The organism is uncultured Phyllobacterium sp. (assembly GCF_902479695.1).
GTDB lineage: Bacteria > Pseudomonadota > Alphaproteobacteria > Rhizobiales > Rhizobiaceae > Phyllobacterium > Phyllobacterium calauticae.
Window position 1 is genome coordinate 54,011 of the sequence record NZ_CABSQF010000015.1, and the last position, 17,125, is coordinate 71,135.

Consider the following 17,125-nt stretch of genomic DNA (forward strand, 5'->3'; position numbering starts at 1 on the left):
TCACAATGAACCCAGCAAGGTATCAATCAGCTTTTCCGCCGCTTCACCGATCACGGTCCCCGGCGGGAAGATAGCGGTCGCGCCGGCCTTGAGCACGGCATCGAAATCCTGGGGCGGGATGACGCCGCCGACAATGATCAGGATATCGTCGTGCTCGCGCCGCTTCAGCGCCTCTTTCAGTTCGGGAACGAGGGTGAGATGCCCGGCTGCCAGGGAGGACACGCCGACAATGTCGACATTGCTCTCAATGGCAAGCTCCGCCACTTCATCCGGTGTCTGGAACATGGCGCCGACGATCACGTCGAAGCCGAGATCGCCGAATGCCGTTGCAATCACCTTCTGGCCGCGGTCGTGGCCGTCCTGGCCCATCTTGGCGACGAGGACGCGCGGCTTTTCGCCGGTGCGCTTTTCATAGGCGGCGGCCTTGGCCTGCACCCGGTCGATCACCGCGCTCTTGCCGACTTCCTTGCGGTAGACGCCGGAAATGGTGCGGATATCGGCGACATGGCGGCCATAGGCTTTTTCCAGTGCCAGCGATATTTCGCCGACCGTTGCCCGGGCCCGTGCGGCCTTGATGGCGAAATCAAGCAGATTGCCGGTGCCGGATTTGGCGGCGCTGGTCAGGGCGGTCAAGGCGCCGTCCACGGCGGTCACATCGCGCGTGCCCTTGAGCTGCTGCAGCTTCGACAGCTGGCGGGCCCGCACCTCGGCATTGTCGATCTTCAGCACATCGATTTTGACGTCATCGACCGGCCGGTAGGAATTGACCCCGATGACCGGCTGCTGGCCGCTGTCGATGCGTGCCTGGGTTCGTGCCGCTGCCGCCTCGATGCGCAGTTTGGGAATGCCCTGTTCGATGGCTTTCGCCATGCCGCCGAGCGTCTCGATTTCCTCGATATGGGCGAGCGCCCGCGTCGCCAGATCGTGGGTCAGGCGCTCCACATAGGCCGAGCCGCCCCAGGGATCGATGATCCGGGTGGTGCCGGATTCCTTTTGCAGGATCAGCTGGGTGTTGCGGGCGATGCGGGCCGAATGGTCGGTCGGCAGCGCCAGCGCCTCGTCAAAGGAGTTGGTGTGCAGCGACTGGGTGTGCCCCTGGGTCGATGCCATCGCCTCGATCATGGTGCGCATGATGTTGTTGTAGGGGTCCTGCGCGGTCAGCGACCAGCCGGAGGTCTGCGAATGGGTGCGCAGGGAGAGCGAGCGTTCGTCCTTCGGGTTGAAGTTCTTCTTCAGCAGCACCGCCCAGAGCAGGCGCGCGGCGCGCATCTTGGCGACTTCCATGAAGAAATTCATGCCGATGGCCCAGAAGAACGACAGACGCGGCGCGAAGGTGTCGATGTCGAGCCCGGCGGCGACACCGGCCCGGACATATTCGATGCCGTCGGCAATGGTGTAGGCAAGCTCGAGATCGGCGGTCGCTCCCGCTTCCTGCATGTGATAGCCGGAAATCGAGATCGAGTTGAATTTCGGCATATTCTGCGAGGTATAGGAGAAAATGTCCGAAATGATCCGCATCGAAGGCTGCGGCGGGTAGATGTAGGTGTTGCGCACCATGAACTCTTTCAGAATGTCGTTCTGAATGGTTCCGGCGAGCAGTTTCTGGTCGACGCCCTGTTCTTCGGCGGCAACGATATAAAGCGCCAGAATCGGCAGGACCGCGCCGTTCATGGTCATTGACACGGTCATTTCGCCAAGCGGAATGCCGTCGAACAATTGCTGCATGTCGAGAATGGAATCGATGGCCACGCCCGCCATGCCGACGTCACCGGCCACGCGCGGATGATCGCTGTCATAGCCGCGGTGCGTGGCAAGATCGAAGGCGACGGAAAGGCCCTTTTGGCCAGCCGCCAGATTGCGCCGGTAAAACGCGTTGGATTCTTCGGCGGTCGAAAATCCCGCATACTGCCGGATCGTCCAGGGCTGCTGGACATACATTGTGGGGTAGGGCCCGCGGATGAACGGCGCCGATCCCGGAAACGTGTCGAGGTGGGACAGGCCCTTCAGCGCCGCATCGCCATAGGCACGCTTGACGCGGATACCTTCCGGGGTTTTCCACACCGCTGCTTCGGGCTTGCGGGCAGACGCTTTGGGCTCTTGCCAGTCGATCTGGGTAAAATCGGGAACTCTCATTCTGCGGAAGCCTGCAATGTTTCATCGATGCGCGGGAAGGTCAGCGGCTCGCAGTGAACCACGCCATCCGTCGGCAGCGGCATATGGGGGGCATCAAGCACGGTCACTGGCCGCTCCTCCTTCACAGGGAAAAGTGTCGTTCCGATGATCGCACGCGTGCCGGACCGGTATTCTTCGTTGCGCGCCGCTCGCGCCGCGATGATGCGCTGCTGGAAGCGGTCTTCGACCAGGCTTTGCAGGATGCCGCCTTCCTTTTCCAGCATCTGGAATTCCTTCCATGCGGCCTCGCACAGGGCGTCGGTCAGGGCTTCGATCGCACCCGAACCGGCTCCCGGATCGGCGACGAAGGCAAGGTTGCTCTCGTCGGCCAGTACCAGCTGGGTGTTGCGGGCAAGCCGTCGGGCAAACGGGTCGGGCAGGCCGTGGGTGATGGTGTGCGGCAGGACGGCGAGGCTGTCGGCACCGCCCACTGCCGCCGCAAAAGCCGCAATCGTGGTGCGCAGCGTATTGGTCTCGCAGTCCTTTTTCGTCATCATCCGCATGGAGGTTTCCGCATGGATGGTTGCGGCAGACGGCGGAATGCCGCAGGCCTCCTGCAGGCGAGCCCAGAGGCGGCGCAGCGCCCGCAGCTTGGCGATGGACAGGAACTGATCCTGATCGACGGCGATGGAAAAACCGATATGCGGGGCGGCGTAGACAATCGGCTGGCGCGCTTCCTCGAACAGGCGGAAATGGCCCGATGCGATGGACAGCATGGCGCCCAGCTCCTGCGCCTCCGTTGCACCGGCATTGTGGTAGACGCGGCCATCGGCTTCCAGCACGATCCCCGGCAGGTCGGTGGAAAAGAACCCGGCCAGCGACTGCGGCAGGGATGCCTTGAGCGCTGCCAGCGTCATGCGCAGGCGGCCGGTTCCGGCCAGCGTTGCCGCGGGGTCGATCCCCAGGGAGAAGCTCAGTGTCTTCGGGTTGATGTTGCGCGGGCGCATGTAATCGACGAACCAGTCGGCACAGGCGCGGCTTTTCGGGTGCACGTCCATGCGCAGGTGGATCATCTCCAGATGCACGCCGCGCAGCACCTGATCGACCGCCTCGCGCGTTGACGGCAAACCGTAGCCAAACGCATTGGGCGCCCCTTCGAACACCAGCGAAATGCCGGTCGCGCCGTTTTCCAGATCTTCCAGAAGCTGCCTGTTGGCGCGAACCGGGTCCGGATCGTCGATGCGCTGGACGATATGCCATGGCTGCGCCGGATTGCGGCGCGGGGTCAGTTTGGCATTCTTGCGGCGTTCATACAGCGGCTCGATGGGAATATTGTCGTCGGTCCGCGAGACGAGGGCCTCATGGAAATCCGCACCCTTCAGGGCCTTTTGCGCCAGTTTGACCCAGCCCTCGCGGTTTGCCGCGGCAAACGCCGTGTCCTTTAGGATAGACGCGTCCATGCTCACTCCCGGTCGAATCAAACCGGCTTTCCGCCGAATGAGATCATTTCGGCCGGAAACCGGCGTTACTGTTGGTTTTCGGTACGCAAAAACGCAATTTGCGTCAGGCCCGATATTTCCTGCCAACTTTAGGGGGTGTTATGCTGCTTCGCAATAAAACAAAACATATGGCCCTGAGATATTGGGCCCGGAAAACCCGCTTCAGCTGGTCAAGATGGTCCAGCTGTCGGCACCATCGAGGTGACGGACCGGTAAATCCCTGCTTTCCGCAGGATCGACGAGGCCGGCAGCAGCCTCGATCCGGTTATTGATGTGACCGGCCGGGACCGCCGTCATTGCTGGTCCGGTAGCGGGGAATGAAGACCCGGTGGCCGTCTGACCGTGCCATTCCGGAACGCCCATTCCAACCCGGACGATTCCCGCGGTAGTCCCAGTGGCGCCTGCCATAATCGCGGCGGTAATAGTTCCGCCCGTAATAGCTGCGTCCATAGCGCGGACCGCCAAAATAGACCGAATCATAGTAGCCGCCGTAGCCGCCATAATAACCGCCATAGCCGCTATATCCCTGGTAATAGGTGCCTTCGACGCACCCGGACAGCGCCAGGCCTGAAAAGCCGATCACGGCTGCGACGATAAGAGACTTGATAGACATCGGATGTACTCCCGAACATCGTACTTGTTTACTCAAACAAGTTCAGCCGTGAATGGTTCCTTAAATTCTTCTTCTGTTCCAGTAGATTTTATACGGCCAAGCCGGATGAACAGTCACAATTCAGCTGTTCCGGTAATCTATTGTGTTGTCTACAGAAAGTCGGCGTAAGGCCACCGCGTGAAAATCAACGCGCCGCGCGCAGGAAAACATATTCGATCCCGTCAATCTCATCCATTTCCTCGCCGACCTTGGCAAAGCCCAGGCGCTGTACGATGCGAAGGGAGGGCGGGTTGTCCGGCGATACGGAGGCGGCAAAATGCTGGACGCCATGGACATCGCGCGCCCACTCCATGACGGCTTTGGCCGCTTCGGAAGCGTAGCCGTGGCCCCTGTCACTTCGGAAGACGAGATAGCCGAACTCGACGGCATTGCGCGCATGGGACTGCAGATAATCGGGATCGGGCCGGGTGTGAAACCGGATGTGCCCGATCATGCGCCGCTCCGCGGTCAATATGATCGCCCGCACGGACCACGGCAGATAATCCGGGTCTTCGTCCAGACGCATCTGGCCAGCTTCAAGAGCGCCGGGGTCCTCAAGCAATTCGTGCGGTATGGATGTTCCGGTCATGCGGCTGGCGTGGGCGAGATCGCCAGCCAGGCAGGCGGTGACCGCATCGGCGGGCATGAGCCGAAGGGTGAGGCGGGCGGTGGCGATGTCGTCGATGGCGGGTGCGGTGCGGTCTGTGATCATGCGCAGCAACCTATCCGCCCGATTGAAGCTCATCAAGCGGGCCGCGGCCGGTCAGGATCGGATGGCCGATCCCTTGTCGAGTACGGCGCACAGCTGCACGAACTCGGTCGCCTCGATGGGCGTATCGCCGTTGATGTAAATTCTCGACACGTCCCGAAGCTGGGGAATGGCCATGCACGCCTGATCGACACTTGGATATTTGTGCTCTGTCGAAGCCAGATTGTTGTCGAGGGTGAGTACGATTGTTTCTGCGTCGCGATTGACATCAGATGGATCGATCACGGTCTGCTCCTGGTGCTCATTGACTTGCGAGCACCGATTTTACGGCAAACGGCAGCAATGCCAAGCGGCGAAAAACCGGCGCTGTGGATAACCTGTTAATCGCGCGCGCGGTCAGGGGATACCGGTACCCTATGGCAGGCAGGCTGGCTATCGCCCTATTTCTTCCCCGGAAGGGGGGCAAGATCCGGAAAATTCAGGGCTAGGCGATGAGCGCTTCCGGCTTCTTGATCTCGATCTCGACAAAGGCAATCGCATGCGGGGAACCGTTCATGACATCGTGCTTGATGCCGGACGGGCGCTGATAGGACTGGCCGGTGGCCAGCGGCACGTCGGTGATATCGGTTCCGTTGTGAATGCGCAGGGTTCCATCCACCAGCATGACGACGAAATAAGGCCATCCATGCTCATGCCAGCCCGTGACGGCGCCGGGCTGAAAATCCCAGCGGGTTATGCGCACGGCATCATCGTCTTGCTGAACGGTCGGTATTGCGGGCAGATCGCACTGAAAGGCCAATTGTCATATTCCCGATTGATGGTGCAGTTTTCGTTGCCGATCCAATCCTGCCCGCGGCGGGAATGCAAGTGGCTTGACCTGTTGTCACAGTCCGAGGCTGCAGGTTTCCGCCGTGCGGTCCTGCTGCCGTTGCTCGCGCAGTGCCGCTGCCGCATTCAGTCCGGCGAACAGGCACAGGGCGGCGCACATCAGCGCGACGGCCAGACTGAACGGCTTTCGCAGCGTTCTGGCATGCAGCGCGAGGCCGGTGCCATACACCAGCAGGGCCGGCACGGCATAGAAGAGCACCTGAAGCGGACCGTCGCAATCCACGCCGTCGATGCCCTGCGCCTTGTATTCGTTGACGGGTAGTCCGCCCGCCAGAAGCGCCAGCGGCAATGCTGCAGCCAGTATGAAATATCCCAGCCATTTCAGACGGATGCTTGCCATGAACACGATGATCTCAGGGAGCGCGAAGGGGATCCTGCAGGGAATGGGGCGGTATCTGGCCGGGCCCGGCTTGTTTCTTTGAGAACAGCGCAAGGGCTCCCAGAAGGGCAAACATAAGAACAAGCACGCCGATCACAAGGCATTTGTGTCTCATCAGGCATCTCCATTGTGACGTCGATGTGACTGTGGAACAGTTTTTTGGCAGCAATCGGGTCGCAGGTCAAATTCGGTCCGCCGGCGCGTGCCGAATGGGCGATGCAGACAAGAAAAAACCCGGCAGGACGGCCTTGCCGGGTTTTGGGTCAGATGGAAATCAGCGGCAGACGCGGACCTTTCTGACGATGATTCGGCCATGCACACGGTGCCGTTCCGTCCGGACGAAGCAGTGGCGATTCCACCGGCGATAGTGACGCCGGTAGCCCGGCCGGTAATCGACGTTCTGGACAACGCTGCCCGTCGTGCCGGAAGGGCTGGTGGTCTGGACCAGCGGTACGGAGAGCGGGGCCGCTTCGGACGGCGCGTTGAACGCCATCAGGGATGTAACGGCAATCGCTGTGGCAAGTATCAGGCTTTTCATGTTGAACCTCTGAGCTGTTGACACGACAACAATACATTGGCTTTGCGCCCGGTTCCCACATGACAAAAATTTTAGGTTCGGCGGCGCCGGGAACACACTGTTGCAATCCTAGGGCGAATCGCCGGCTTGCCACCCGGGCAGAGTGCGCTGTTCGTCCTCGGTCAGATCCTTCGCAAAGGTGCCAATGGTCCTGTTTCCCTTGGCAAATGCCAGGACCGACAGGAGATTTGTCACCAGGGCCGGGTCTTCGGCTTTCGGATAGATGTGCAATGCAAGGGTGGCCATATCGACCCACGCCCGTTCATAGGCATCCATCAGCCATTCCGGGATCGGGGGATTGCGGTCATTGTTCAGGCGGGCGGCTTCGATGGTGGCGACAAGGGCAAAGGCGTTCCAATCCCTGAGCTTGAGCTGCCAGGCGATCCGCACGATTTCCGGGACGGCGGCATAGGCAGCCGTGTCCACATCCCCGTGATGGTGCAGGTTTTCCCACAATTCGTCCCAGGCGAGGGTGAAATCCCCCTGTTCGAGTGCCTGAAGCGCATCGGACGGGTTGTAGAGATCACGATAGCCGCTGCGAAGTGTGTACCAGCGCTCATCGGTCCAGGCCAACAAACTCATGAGTGTCCCCTGCATGTTTTCACCGGGTCAATCAATCGCGTTGTTCCGGCGAAAGCAAGAACGTCTGCTAATCCTGATAAATATAGGAGGCGCACATATCGCTGTTGCTGGCCGGCGCCTTGTCGCCGGTGAACACGGCAACCTCCGTCAGTCCTTCGCCGGCGCCCCAGGTGGCGACATAGGAAACATCGCCGGAGCCGCACAGCCTGTTGCCGTTTTCGAGTTCGGGATCCGCAGGGGTTTCGACCTTGTAGACCGATGCGTTGACACTCTTTCCGTCGACAATGAAGTGGTCGCCGAGCAACGACGAAAAAGCCAGCGCCTCGCCATTGGCAAAGGTAATGCTGAAATCGTCCATTTCTATATCGCCGGTGATGCTTTGGGCCGTGTTGCTGTAGGCTGTATACGTGTCACCATCGGCCCATGATTGGCTGCCTTGGGCGGCGAGAATGAAAAAGCTGGCGGGCAGGAGATAAAGTAAGCGGTATTGCATGCGGGCCCTCCGGTCAAACCTGTCGGGATGGATCGCGATACTGCCGCACCCCTTATGGACGATTTTGCAACGATCATCTTGGCATTGATCTCATGGGGCTTTTCCCGGCATCGCGCAAGCGCGAACGGCTGTCATCAAGCGCTTTAAAATTCCCTTTCGCGTCTTCCTGCACCGGGCCGGATTTGCTACGACCCCATGCCCGTATCGCACGGGAGAAACAGCCAGGCGCAAGGAAATGCCCGACATGAATGCAAACGTGGACACCAGCGACGCGACGCGCCCCGTTCAGGGGCAGCTCGAAGCCTACAATGCGCGCGATATCGATGCATTCATGCGGTTCTGGGCCGATGACTGCCAATACTACGCATTTCCCGATCAGCTGCTGGCCAATGGTGCGGCGGAAATCCGCGCGCGGCATATCGTGCGCTTCCAGGAACCCGATCTGCAGGGCAAGCTGCTGAAACGCATGGCGGTCGGAACGATGGTCGTTGACCAGGAAACGGTCACACGCACCTTCCCCGAGGGGCCGGGCGAGGTGGATGTCCTTGCCATCTATGAAATCAATAATGGCAAGATCGCCAAGGCGTGGTTCAAAATGGGCGAACCGAGGCTGTTTGTCTGATCCGTCCCGGCAGCTTCAACGCCGCACAGGTGGATTGTTTGCTACCCAAGATTGTGGCAAGCATTGGCACGCACGGGCCTCGACAGGCCGACACCCGAAGGCACAACGAAAACCGCCATTTGCCGGGTTATCGCTTCGGCAAACGGCTGAAATCGTCAAAACTGCCCGGTCACGCGCAACCGGCCGGGCAGCGGATGTCAGCGGCGGATGGCTCGCCCGACACCGACCAGAATGCAGGCACCGATGAATCCGGCGATGAGATAGCCGATCCAGCCGGTCAGAACGATGCCGAACACCGATAGAATGGCATTGGCAAGAACCGCGCCGACGATACCCAGAACGATATTCATGACGATGCCTGTGTCGCTCTTCATGAACATCTCGGCCAGCCAGCCGGCCAGTCCGCCGATAATGATGGCTGCAATCCAGCCCACGCCTGCAGTTCCCATATCAATACCCTCCGTTGTGAACATTCTCGATCATTCAAACGGCGGATCGCGCCGTTTGTTCCGCGCTGCAAAATCTATTTCCACTGTTTGCCCGGCCGCCAGTCGTCCTCGTCGTCCTGTTCACGCAGCCAGCGCCTGATCTCGCGGCAGCTGCGCGGGCGACCATCGCTGATCCGGCCGTCGGTGCAGGGGTCGTAGCGCTCCCGCCGTTCCCGATAGCGGTCACGGCGCTCGAGCATGCGCAGGAGTTCACGGCAGCTGCGCGGTTTGCCGTCGCTGTAGCGGCCATCGGTGCATGGGTCCGTGTCGTACTGGACGAAAAGGGCCGGCGGCTGGGCCGCCATGGCGGGAGCAAGGCTCATCATGAGGGTGGCCGAGAGCAGGGCATGGCAGAATCGTCGCATGGTGGTTCTCCGGAACCGATGCGATGGGAGTGGCGGGAAGCATCGGTCCGCAACAGCAATCGGCGTGTACCATTGCCACAGCATTGCAAAATTATGGGCCGAGGTAACTTATTTGCCCGGTTTGCGGCGGACGCGCCCGGCACGCTGCTGCCCGAAGATGCGGTCAGGGCACCAGATAGTGCTGACCCCATTCGTTCCTGGGGATTTTTTCACCGATGCGGTATTTGAAAGCGACGATTTCCATATTGTCGTCATTCGTCGCGCATTTGAATGCCAGGTGATACCATTCGCCCCGGCTGCGAAAGGCCGCGCCGCGCGATTTGATGGCGTGCTGGTCGACTTTCGGGTCGGCAAAGGCGTAGGCCAGCACCTTGTCGGGATTGTAGCCGTTCTGGTCCTTGCGGATGCGCTCCATCGCCTCCACATCGCAGCGCTGTTCGAGCCGGGTCTGCGGATCGAGTTTCTCGAGGCCGGTTTCCATTCTCGTGTCCATGGCAGCTGCGGATTGCAGGGACACGGCAAGAATGGCGAACAGCAGCGTTGGCTTTTTCATGGATGGGATCAGCCTTCTCTATCTGCCGGCGGGCCGTGCCCTTGGCAGCGATGTTGAGGAATCAGGCGGTGGCCTGCTTGTCGAATCGCGGGGAGAGGAAATTTGCCCAAAGCGGCTGGAATGTCAAAAACTTATGCCCGCCGCGCCGTTACGATCCATGTGCCTGTGCCGATGAAGACGCCGTCCGGTGTCGCATAGGCGGCAAGTTCGCGCCGGATGGCCTCCCAGGCGGCCTCTGCCCCATCGGGAAACTGCCTGATATGCTCGCCGACAAAGCCGATCTTGAGGATGCTCAGCACTTCGTCGATGTCGCCGCCGCCGGTCGTCAGATCAAGCGGCGCGACACCGATGTCCGAAAAACCGGCCGCTGTCAGGACAGAGCGAATACGCTCCGGCCTTGCCAGCGAAAATGCGCCCGGCCCCTGGCCCGGCAGATCGGGGGCGGGAAGGTGTCGGCTTGCAACCCGGATCGGCATTTCGAACCATTCCACCTCGCGCCGGTCGCGCCAGCAGGCGAAGGCAAGCCGCCCGCCCGGTTTCAGCGCCTTGGCCAGATTGGCAAAAGCCGCGACGGGATCGTCAAAGAACATCACGCCGAAGCGCGAGAACAAGCCGTCGAACCGGGCCGGGCCGAAGTCATGGGTTTGCGCATTGGCCTCGATGAAACGCACATTGCCGAGGCGTTCGGCGGCCGCCTCGGCGCGGCCCGTGGCCAGCATTGACGGGGACAGGTCGGCGCCCGTGACGCTGCCATCCGGCCCGGCGGCACGGGCCAGCGCCAGCGATGTGCGGCCGCAGCCGCAGCCCACATCCAGGAAGGTCTTGCCCTGCCGCGGTGCGAGCGCCTTGATCGCCGCATCGCCGATCGGGCCGAGCATCCGTTCCAGTGCATCCTGCAGGACGATCCAGTTGTGCGACCGGCTGTCGTCCCAAACACCCGGTGTCCCTGTCTCCGGTTGGCTCGCATGGGGATCTGACATGGGAATCCTTGCTGTTGGCGGGCGCGTCACTGCTCCGCGATCATTCTTCCGCGCCGAGATCGAGATCGGCAAGTTCCTTTTCGCCGGCGCTGCGGGCTTCCTGCTCGGTCCTGTAGGGACCGATCTGCGGGCCGGCGTCACCATCGATCACCAGAACATAATACCAGCTTGTATCATTCTTCTGGCTGACGGCGACATGGCAGGTCTGTTCGTTGCTCATGGGGATTCTCCGGCCTTAGGCGCAGGATCTTTCGCACGCCATTGGCGCAGTCGAAGCCGGGGAGTGTCTGGTTGCATGGCACAATTATGGGAGTGAAGTCATGAGCCGTCAAGGCGAGGGGGCGGAGCCCGCAGGTTTCGGGTGGCGCGGTGCGGGCGCGAAAGCCATTGATGGCCGCGCTGGTGTGGTCGTCATGCCGGCTTTGTTGAGATCCAAGAGGCGATGATATGCATAGTTTGAATGGAAAAACCGCCATTGTCACCGGTGCCAGCTCCGGCATTGGCTACGAAACGGCCAAGCTGTTGGCGCGGGAAGGCGCCCGTGTGGTCGTTGCCGCGCGACGCGGGAATGAACTGGACAAACTGGTGGCGGAGATTGCCGGCGAGGGCGGTGAGGCCGTGGCGCTCGCGGGCAGCGTCGGCGATGCCGCCTATGCCAGGGCGCTGGTGGAGCTGGCCGAAGAAAAATTCGGCGGATTGGACATCGCCTTCAACAATGCCGCGACCAATGGCGAAATGGGCCCGACGCCGGATGTTTCGCTTGGCGGCTGGCAGGAGACCATCGACATCAATCTGACATCGGCTTTCCTGGCGGCAAAATATCAGTTGCCCGCCATGCAGAGGCGGGGTGGCGGGTCGCTGATCTTCACGTCGACCTTTGTCGGATATACCGCCGGCATGCCCGGCACGGCCGCCTATGCGGCCAGCAAGGCGGGGCTTATCGGGTTGGTGCAGACGCTGGCGGTGGAATTCGGGCCGCAGGGTATTCGCGTCAATGCACTGCTGCCGGGCGGTACCGATACGGCTATGGCTGAAGCCTGGATCGACACGCCGGAAAAGCGTGCCTTTGTCGAAGGGATGCATGCGCTCAAGCGGCTGGCAAAACCAGCGGAAATAGCCCGTTCCGTGCTCTATCTTGCCTCGGATGCCTCCAGCTTCACCACGGGCACGGCCATGCTGGTCGATGGTGGCGTGTCGATCAACCGGACATAGTGCCGGGCGTCGTTTGAGGTGACGGCGCGCACTGGCTCACGGACATTTCTGGGTACATTTACCTATTCCATTGACACCCTGTTCCGTTCAATAAATGTAAGCATGCTGATGGTGAGTATGCGATCTGTCGAACTGGTCCCCCAAAGACGAAAGTGCCCAGGCCGCATATGGAACGACTGTTGGCAGAGGCTCGGTGCTCTCCATGGTAGTGACATGCAATGGCCGGTGTCGAGCCTCACAATCTCTCTGTTTTGTCTTCCATCATCTGGCCACTGCCGGTTCGGGCAGTGGCCGGCAGGCACGTTTTCTCCAGCCGCCGCACCGCATTTACAGGTCGTTAAGCATGCAGGCTTATTCTTGAAGCCTTGGAGGGCGTATATTCCATGTTGGATGTGAAGGCTGATCCGATGATAAGCGACAATGACAACGACAGCATCTGGACCGATTTCGTCTGCCGCACCTGTGCTCTGGCAATCTTCATGGTTGGCGTTGCGATACCGGTTGCGTTCAAGCTGTTTATCTAACCCGACAGGTTTCATTGCCGATTTGTAATTTGACCCGCGCCGCGCCGGGGATCACCATGGCGGCGCTGGTTTGTCGTGGGGCCAGCATGGGGCTCGACGGCTGCCAGTCCTTCGAAATTAGCTGTTGTCGAGCCTCCTCCCATCTCTTGGGTCTATAGAGGCAGTATTGCCTGCACCGGCGCTGTTAACGTTACTCACAATAGAGCTATTCTAAAAATAACCGGAAAAGCGCATAACCAGCATCTCTCATACAATGTCATGAGACAATGTGAGGATAGTATGGTTGTGCGTGCCAGGATTACTTACGTCGATCCGCAAAACCACAGGAACAAGATATGTGTCCGGGCGCAGGGGTGCAGTGAAATGGCCCACGCCCATTTTCAGGCCGCCATGCGGCGATTGCGCCGGCGCATGCGGATGAAGATGCTCGTGGTCAACAGGTAGCCACTTCATCGAGTGCCGCCCGCAGGCGCGCCGTGGCAGGTTCCGCTTCACCGGATGTCAGCGCCGAAAAACCCAGGAGCAGACCCTGGCGCGGCAATGCTGAGATATGCATGGGCGAAACCGGCATCACCTTGACCCCTCGAGCGGCACAGGCCGCCGCAACTACCCGATCTGCCTGCCACGTTCCGGTGCTGCGGCCGACAAGATGAATGCCCTGGTGCGGGACCGCGACCGTCAGGTGATCGGCAACCTGCTCCTGCAGCAGTGCAACCAGCAGGTCGCGCGATTTGCGGTAGCTCTCCCGCAGCCGCCGCAGATGGCTGGAAAAATAGCCCTCCGCCAGAAAATCCGCCAGAACGCTCTGCTGGAAAGGCGGCGGGAAGCGGTCCAAGAATGGACGTATGGCTGCAAACGCCGGCACGAGATCATGCGGCACAACGGCGTAGCCGACACGGAAACTCGGAAGAAGCGCCTTGCTGAACGTGCCGAGGTAGATGACACGTTCGTTTTCGTCCAGCCCCTGGAGCGAAGCCAGCGGCCGGCCATCATAACGGAACTCGCTGTCGTAATCGTCCTCGATGATCCAGCTGTGATTGTCGCGCGCCCAATTGAGCAGCGCAAGGCGGCGCGACAGCGACATGGCTGCGCCTGCCGGATATTGATGCGACGGTGTCACATAGACTGCACGCACCTGGCCGGATAGCGGAGGCAGCAGCGCTGTCTGCAAGCCATTGTCATCGACTTCAACGCCGACAAGCTCGGCGCCGTGCAGCGCGAATGCGTGGCGGGCACCGGGATAGCAGGGGTCTTCCATCAAAATCCGGTCACCCGGCGTGACCAGGGTCCGGGCCACCAGATCGATGGCCTGTTGTGTGCCTGAGGTGATGAAGATCTGGCTGGCGTCGCAACGCACGCTGCGCGAAGCGGTGAGGTAGGCCACGATGGCTTCGCGCAGCTCCTCCTGGCCCTGCACATGGCGATAATGGTCGCGGCTGAAATTCAGATGACGGGCCGAAAGCCTGCGCAGCAGCGCGCTCGTCCGTTCGTCGTGCACCACGCGGCCGGTGACGAACGGCACCTGTGTGCTGGTATCGAAGCTGCCGGCACTGGCGAGGGCGCGGCGGGCGGCTGCGGAAATGGTGCGCTCCGCCGGTTTCTCCGTCTGGGGTGTTTTCGGCGGCTGCTGCCGGGCAGGAATGCTGGCCGCAACGAATGTGCCCGCACCGTGCACGCCGCGCGCATACCCCTCGGTGATGAGGATGTCATAGGCCTCCGCAACCACGCCGCGCGAAAGCCCCCATTCCATGCCGGCAAGGCGCGTCGACGGCAGGCGCGACGCGGGATGGATCTGGCCGGTCAGAATTGCCTTGCGCAGCGACAGGTAGAGTTGGCGCGCCACGGGCGAGGCCACGTCCCTGTCAATGAACGGCTGGAACGAATGCACGGGACTTTCACGCCGGCGCATTTTGCGTGGAACGGCCATTTCCTCTCCCAAGTGGTCCACGCGGGCGGCGTGAAGTGGACCTGTATTTTATACAGGATTGCAGATTTTATGAAGCCACTTATTCCTCCTCGTGCGAGTCAAGACCATGCGCTTCACCACTGCGATTTTTCTGTTCCTCGGCACCTTGCTGACCTCCGCCGGTTATGGCGCCACCTTCCTGCTCAACGATTATTTCCACACGCTCGGCGGCAATGAAGTCGATACGGGCCTGGCACTGGCGGCGGCCATGGCCGGTACCTTCGTCGGCGTGCCGCTTGTCGGCTGGTTTTCCGGCCGGGCCGGTGCGGCAAATCTGGCGGCCTGCGGCGCCTTGAGCGTCGCGGCGGGTTTTGTTCTCCTTGCGCTGCTGACGTCCATCACGCCGCTGATCGCCGTTGGCGGGTTTCTCATCGGCCTGGGCTGGGGCACTTTCTATCTCGCGGCGCCCATGGCGGTCATTGAAAGAACGGATGATGCGGATCGCGCACTCTGGTTCACCCGGTTCGGCGCGTTCCAGATGGCCGGCATCGGCGGCAGTCCGATTCTGGCGGATTTTGCCATCCGCACGCTGCATTTTGCGACAGTCACGACGTTCCTGATTGTCGGCGGCATTGCCCTTGCTGCCGCGGTCCTGCTTGCGGCCTTCCAGCGGGTGGCTGTGGCATTGCACCCGGCCAGCGGTTCACGCCGGTGGCTGCGCGATTTTCCTGCCATCAGCCGCACGGCGGCGATCTATCCCATTGTCATGGTTGCCCTTGGCGCCTGCGTCTTCTCCGGCATCCTGACATTCCAGACCGCGCTGGTCGCCGGTACCGCGGCACGGGCAAGCACGTTCTTTGCCATTTATGCGGTTACGGTTGTCCTGTCGCGCTGGCTGCTGGCACCACTCGTCAACCGGGCACCCAAGGAAATCAGTGCGCAAGTCCTCCTGTTCATCATGGTCCTTGGCATCATTGCCATGTTTGCCGTTCCGGCGACTGCCATGTTTCACGTGCTGGCCGCGCTGCTGCTCGGGATCGGCTATGGGCTCGTCTACTCGATCATTCAGACGCAGGCGGTCAACGACTCGCCCGCCGAACAGCGGCCTGCCGCACTGACATGGTTCGTCCTGTCCTATTTTGTCGGGGTATTCGGCTTTCCGTCGGTCGGCGGCTGGATGCTGGTTCATGCGGGCAAGAACGGGCTTTTGCTGTTGATCCTGGCGTGTGGCCTGGCAGAGCTGGCGCTTGCCATGTGGACGGGCCAGATTGCCTACCGGCTCAACCAGGCTTCCATACCCCGTGCCGCGGCGCGGCCGGTGGCAAAGCAGGCGGTCAGGAGGTAACCGCCGGTCGGTGCCTCCCAGTCCAGCATCTCCCCGGCGGCGAAGACGCCCGGCAGCGCCTTGAGCATGTATCCGTCATCGATGGCGTCCAGACAAATGCCGCCCGCCGAGGAAATGGCTTCGGCGATGGGGCGCGGGCGCAAGACCGCCAGCGGCGTGGCCTTGATCTGCCGCGCCAGCTTTTCCGGATCGGCGAGAGCCGCGGGAGGTGCGAACGCGCGCAGCAGGGCGATTTTCACGCCGTCGATGCCGGCGCCCTTGCGCAGGCGATTGGCGAAACTGGCCTTGCTGTCCTGCCGTGCCAGGTCCCTTGCCAGCCTTTCCATGCTCCGGCCCGGCGCGAGGTCGAGCGTAAGGGCGGCCCTGCCTTCGCTTTGAAGCCGGTCGCGCAGACTGGCCGCATGGGTATAGACCAGACTGCCTTCGATCCCGTTCCGGGTGATGACGAACTCGCCGGGAAATGTACCGGCATCCGACGTCGCCGTGACGGATTTTACCGGCTGGCCGGCAAACCGCTGCGTGAACCCATCGTCCCATGCGACGTCAAAACCGCAATTGGCCGGACGAAACGCGGTGATCTCGACACCTTTCCCGCTCAGCCAGGCCGTCCATCCGCCATCGGAACCGAGGCGGGGCCAGCTTGCACCGCCGAGTGTCAGCAGGGCGGCATCGCAATCGATGGTTCTGGGGCCTTCGGGCGTGTCGAAGGCGAAGCCGTTCTCGGCAAAGCCCGTCCAGCGATGCCGGGTCAGAATACGGACGCCGCGCGCCTCGAGCCGCCGCAGCCAGGCCCGCAGCAGCGGCGAGGCTTTCATTGCCGTCGGGAAAACCCGGCCGGATGATCCGGTGAATGTTTCCGTGCCAAGATCTGCCGCCCAGCGCTGCACATCGGCCGGTGTGAACCCGTCCAGTGCCGGGCGCAACCGCGCCGATGCGGCGCCGTAACGGGTGACGAAGCGGTCATAATCTTCCGAATGGGTGATGTTGAGGCCGGATTTTCCCGCCAGCAGGAATTTGCGGCTGACGGTCGGCATGGCGTCGTAGACGGTCACGGCGTGCCCGGTGCCGGACAGCATTTCCGCCGACATGAGCCCGGCGGGGCCGCCGCCGATAATCGCTATTTTCTTACCCTGCATATGTCTGTCCGACGCCCGAAACCCTGCGCCCACTCATGGCGCGGACGCGCCGCAAGTGCAAGGCCATCCGGCCGGGGAAACTGGCCGCGGCGCGCCATTGTAA

General features: G+C 61.5%; 21 protein-coding genes. 4 read left to right on the forward strand and 17 right to left on the reverse strand.

Annotation, left to right across the window (positions count from 1 at the left end):
• The 10 genes from scpA to RDL77_RS11355 form a co-directional block, all read right to left on the reverse strand.
• Nucleotides 1-2,133, reverse strand: coding sequence for a methylmalonyl-CoA mutase (scpA, locus tag RDL77_RS11310; RefSeq protein WP_288192886.1), 2,133 nt, complete (start codon nt 2,131-2,133; stop codon nt 1-3).
• Nucleotides 2,130-3,572, reverse strand: a complete 1,443-nt coding sequence (locus RDL77_RS11315; protein WP_288192887.1) for a methylmalonyl-CoA mutase subunit beta — start codon at nt 3,570-3,572, stop codon at nt 2,130-2,132. Before RDL77_RS11315 ends, scpA begins: the two co-directional genes overlap by 4 nt.
• A 304-nt stretch (nt 3,573-3,876) precedes the next feature.
• Nucleotides 3,877-4,224 carry a hypothetical protein gene (locus RDL77_RS11320; protein WP_288192888.1) on the reverse strand — a complete coding sequence of 116 codons (348 nt, stop codon included), beginning with the start codon at nt 4,222-4,224 and terminating at the stop codon, nt 3,877-3,879.
• 184 nt (nt 4,225-4,408) lie between these two features.
• Complete coding sequence (locus RDL77_RS11325) at nt 4,409-4,975, reverse strand: GNAT family N-acetyltransferase (protein WP_288192889.1); 567 nt, start codon at nt 4,973-4,975, stop codon at nt 4,409-4,411.
• A 51-nt stretch (nt 4,976-5,026) separates the two neighbouring features.
• Entirely contained in the window at nt 5,027-5,257 is a 231-nt protein-coding gene (locus tag RDL77_RS11330; RefSeq protein ID WP_204276690.1) for a hypothetical protein, read from the reverse strand.
• A gap of 199 nt (nt 5,258-5,456) precedes the next feature.
• The gene (locus tag RDL77_RS11335; RefSeq protein ID WP_288192890.1) at nt 5,457-5,771 is read right to left on the reverse strand and encodes a cupin domain-containing protein; all 315 of its coding nucleotides are present in this window, start codon (nt 5,769-5,771) and stop codon (nt 5,457-5,459) included.
• A gap of 84 nt (nt 5,772-5,855) precedes the next feature.
• Nucleotides 5,856-6,200, reverse strand: coding sequence for a hypothetical protein (locus RDL77_RS11340; RefSeq protein ID WP_288192891.1), 345 nt, complete (start codon nt 6,198-6,200; stop codon nt 5,856-5,858).
• A 313-nt stretch (nt 6,201-6,513) separates the two neighbouring features.
• On the reverse strand, nt 6,514-6,777 hold the full coding sequence (locus tag RDL77_RS11345) for a hypothetical protein (protein WP_223611436.1): 264 nt from the start codon (nt 6,775-6,777) through the stop codon (nt 6,514-6,516).
• A 108-nt stretch (nt 6,778-6,885) separates the two neighbouring features.
• A complete protein-coding gene (locus tag RDL77_RS11350; RefSeq protein ID WP_288192892.1) occupies nt 6,886-7,398 on the reverse strand; it encodes a hypothetical protein in 513 nt (170 codons plus the stop codon).
• A gap of 67 nt (nt 7,399-7,465) precedes the next feature.
• The gene (locus RDL77_RS11355) at nt 7,466-7,891 is read right to left on the reverse strand and encodes a hypothetical protein (RefSeq protein ID WP_288192893.1); all 426 of its coding nucleotides are present in this window, start codon (nt 7,889-7,891) and stop codon (nt 7,466-7,468) included.
• A gap of 244 nt (nt 7,892-8,135) precedes the next feature.
• Between RDL77_RS11355 and RDL77_RS11360 the strand changes: the two genes are divergently transcribed.
• Nucleotides 8,136-8,513: a nuclear transport factor 2 family protein gene (locus RDL77_RS11360; RefSeq protein ID WP_288192894.1), complete on the forward strand. Its 378-nt coding sequence runs from the start codon at nt 8,136-8,138 to the stop codon at nt 8,511-8,513.
• 197 nt (nt 8,514-8,710) lie between these two features.
• Here RDL77_RS11360 and RDL77_RS11365 read toward each other — a convergent pair whose 3' ends face one another.
• From RDL77_RS11365 to RDL77_RS11385, 5 genes are all read right to left on the reverse strand, one after another.
• Nucleotides 8,711-8,962, reverse strand: a complete 252-nt coding sequence (locus RDL77_RS11365; protein WP_288192895.1) for a GlsB/YeaQ/YmgE family stress response membrane protein — start codon at nt 8,960-8,962, stop codon at nt 8,711-8,713.
• A gap of 74 nt (nt 8,963-9,036) precedes the next feature.
• Nucleotides 9,037-9,366: a hypothetical protein gene (locus tag RDL77_RS11370; protein WP_288192896.1), complete on the reverse strand. Its 330-nt coding sequence runs from the start codon at nt 9,364-9,366 to the stop codon at nt 9,037-9,039.
• A gap of 163 nt (nt 9,367-9,529) precedes the next feature.
• Entirely contained in the window at nt 9,530-9,919 is a 390-nt protein-coding gene (locus tag RDL77_RS11375) for a DUF930 domain-containing protein (protein WP_223611430.1), read from the reverse strand.
• A 131-nt stretch (nt 9,920-10,050) separates the two neighbouring features.
• On the reverse strand, nt 10,051-10,899 hold the full coding sequence (locus RDL77_RS11380) for a class I SAM-dependent methyltransferase (protein ID WP_288192897.1): 849 nt from the start codon (nt 10,897-10,899) through the stop codon (nt 10,051-10,053).
• Nucleotides 10,900-10,939: 40 nt separating this feature from the next.
• Complete coding sequence (locus RDL77_RS11385) at nt 10,940-11,119, reverse strand: hypothetical protein (RefSeq protein ID WP_223611428.1); 180 nt, start codon at nt 11,117-11,119, stop codon at nt 10,940-10,942.
• Nucleotides 11,120-11,346: 227 nt separating this feature from the next.
• Between RDL77_RS11385 and RDL77_RS11390 the strand changes: the two genes are divergently transcribed.
• Both RDL77_RS11390 and RDL77_RS11395 read left to right on the forward strand, forming a co-directional pair.
• Nucleotides 11,347-12,111, forward strand: a complete 765-nt coding sequence (locus tag RDL77_RS11390) for an SDR family oxidoreductase (RefSeq protein WP_288192898.1) — start codon at nt 11,347-11,349, stop codon at nt 12,109-12,111.
• A gap of 383 nt (nt 12,112-12,494) precedes the next feature.
• The gene (locus tag RDL77_RS11395) at nt 12,495-12,635 is read left to right on the forward strand and encodes a hypothetical protein (protein WP_223611426.1); all 141 of its coding nucleotides are present in this window, start codon (nt 12,495-12,497) and stop codon (nt 12,633-12,635) included.
• A gap of 433 nt (nt 12,636-13,068) precedes the next feature.
• On the opposite strand, the gene RDL77_RS11400 is transcribed toward RDL77_RS11395, so the two are convergent.
• Nucleotides 13,069-14,562 carry a PLP-dependent aminotransferase family protein gene (locus RDL77_RS11400; RefSeq protein ID WP_288192899.1) on the reverse strand — a complete coding sequence of 498 codons (1,494 nt, stop codon included), beginning with the start codon at nt 14,560-14,562 and terminating at the stop codon, nt 13,069-13,071.
• A 106-nt stretch (nt 14,563-14,668) separates the two neighbouring features.
• Here RDL77_RS11400 and RDL77_RS11405 point away from each other — a divergent pair, with 106 nt between their 5' ends.
• The gene (locus tag RDL77_RS11405; RefSeq protein WP_288192900.1) at nt 14,669-15,886 is read left to right on the forward strand and encodes an MFS transporter; all 1,218 of its coding nucleotides are present in this window, start codon (nt 14,669-14,671) and stop codon (nt 15,884-15,886) included.
• On the opposite strand, the gene RDL77_RS11410 is transcribed toward RDL77_RS11405, so the two are convergent.
• Nucleotides 15,814-17,022: a TIGR03862 family flavoprotein gene (locus RDL77_RS11410; RefSeq protein ID WP_288192901.1), complete on the reverse strand. Its 1,209-nt coding sequence runs from the start codon at nt 17,020-17,022 to the stop codon at nt 15,814-15,816. The two genes, RDL77_RS11405 and RDL77_RS11410, sit on opposite strands and share 73 nt — an antisense overlap.
• Nucleotides 17,023-17,125: the final 103 nt, after the last annotated feature.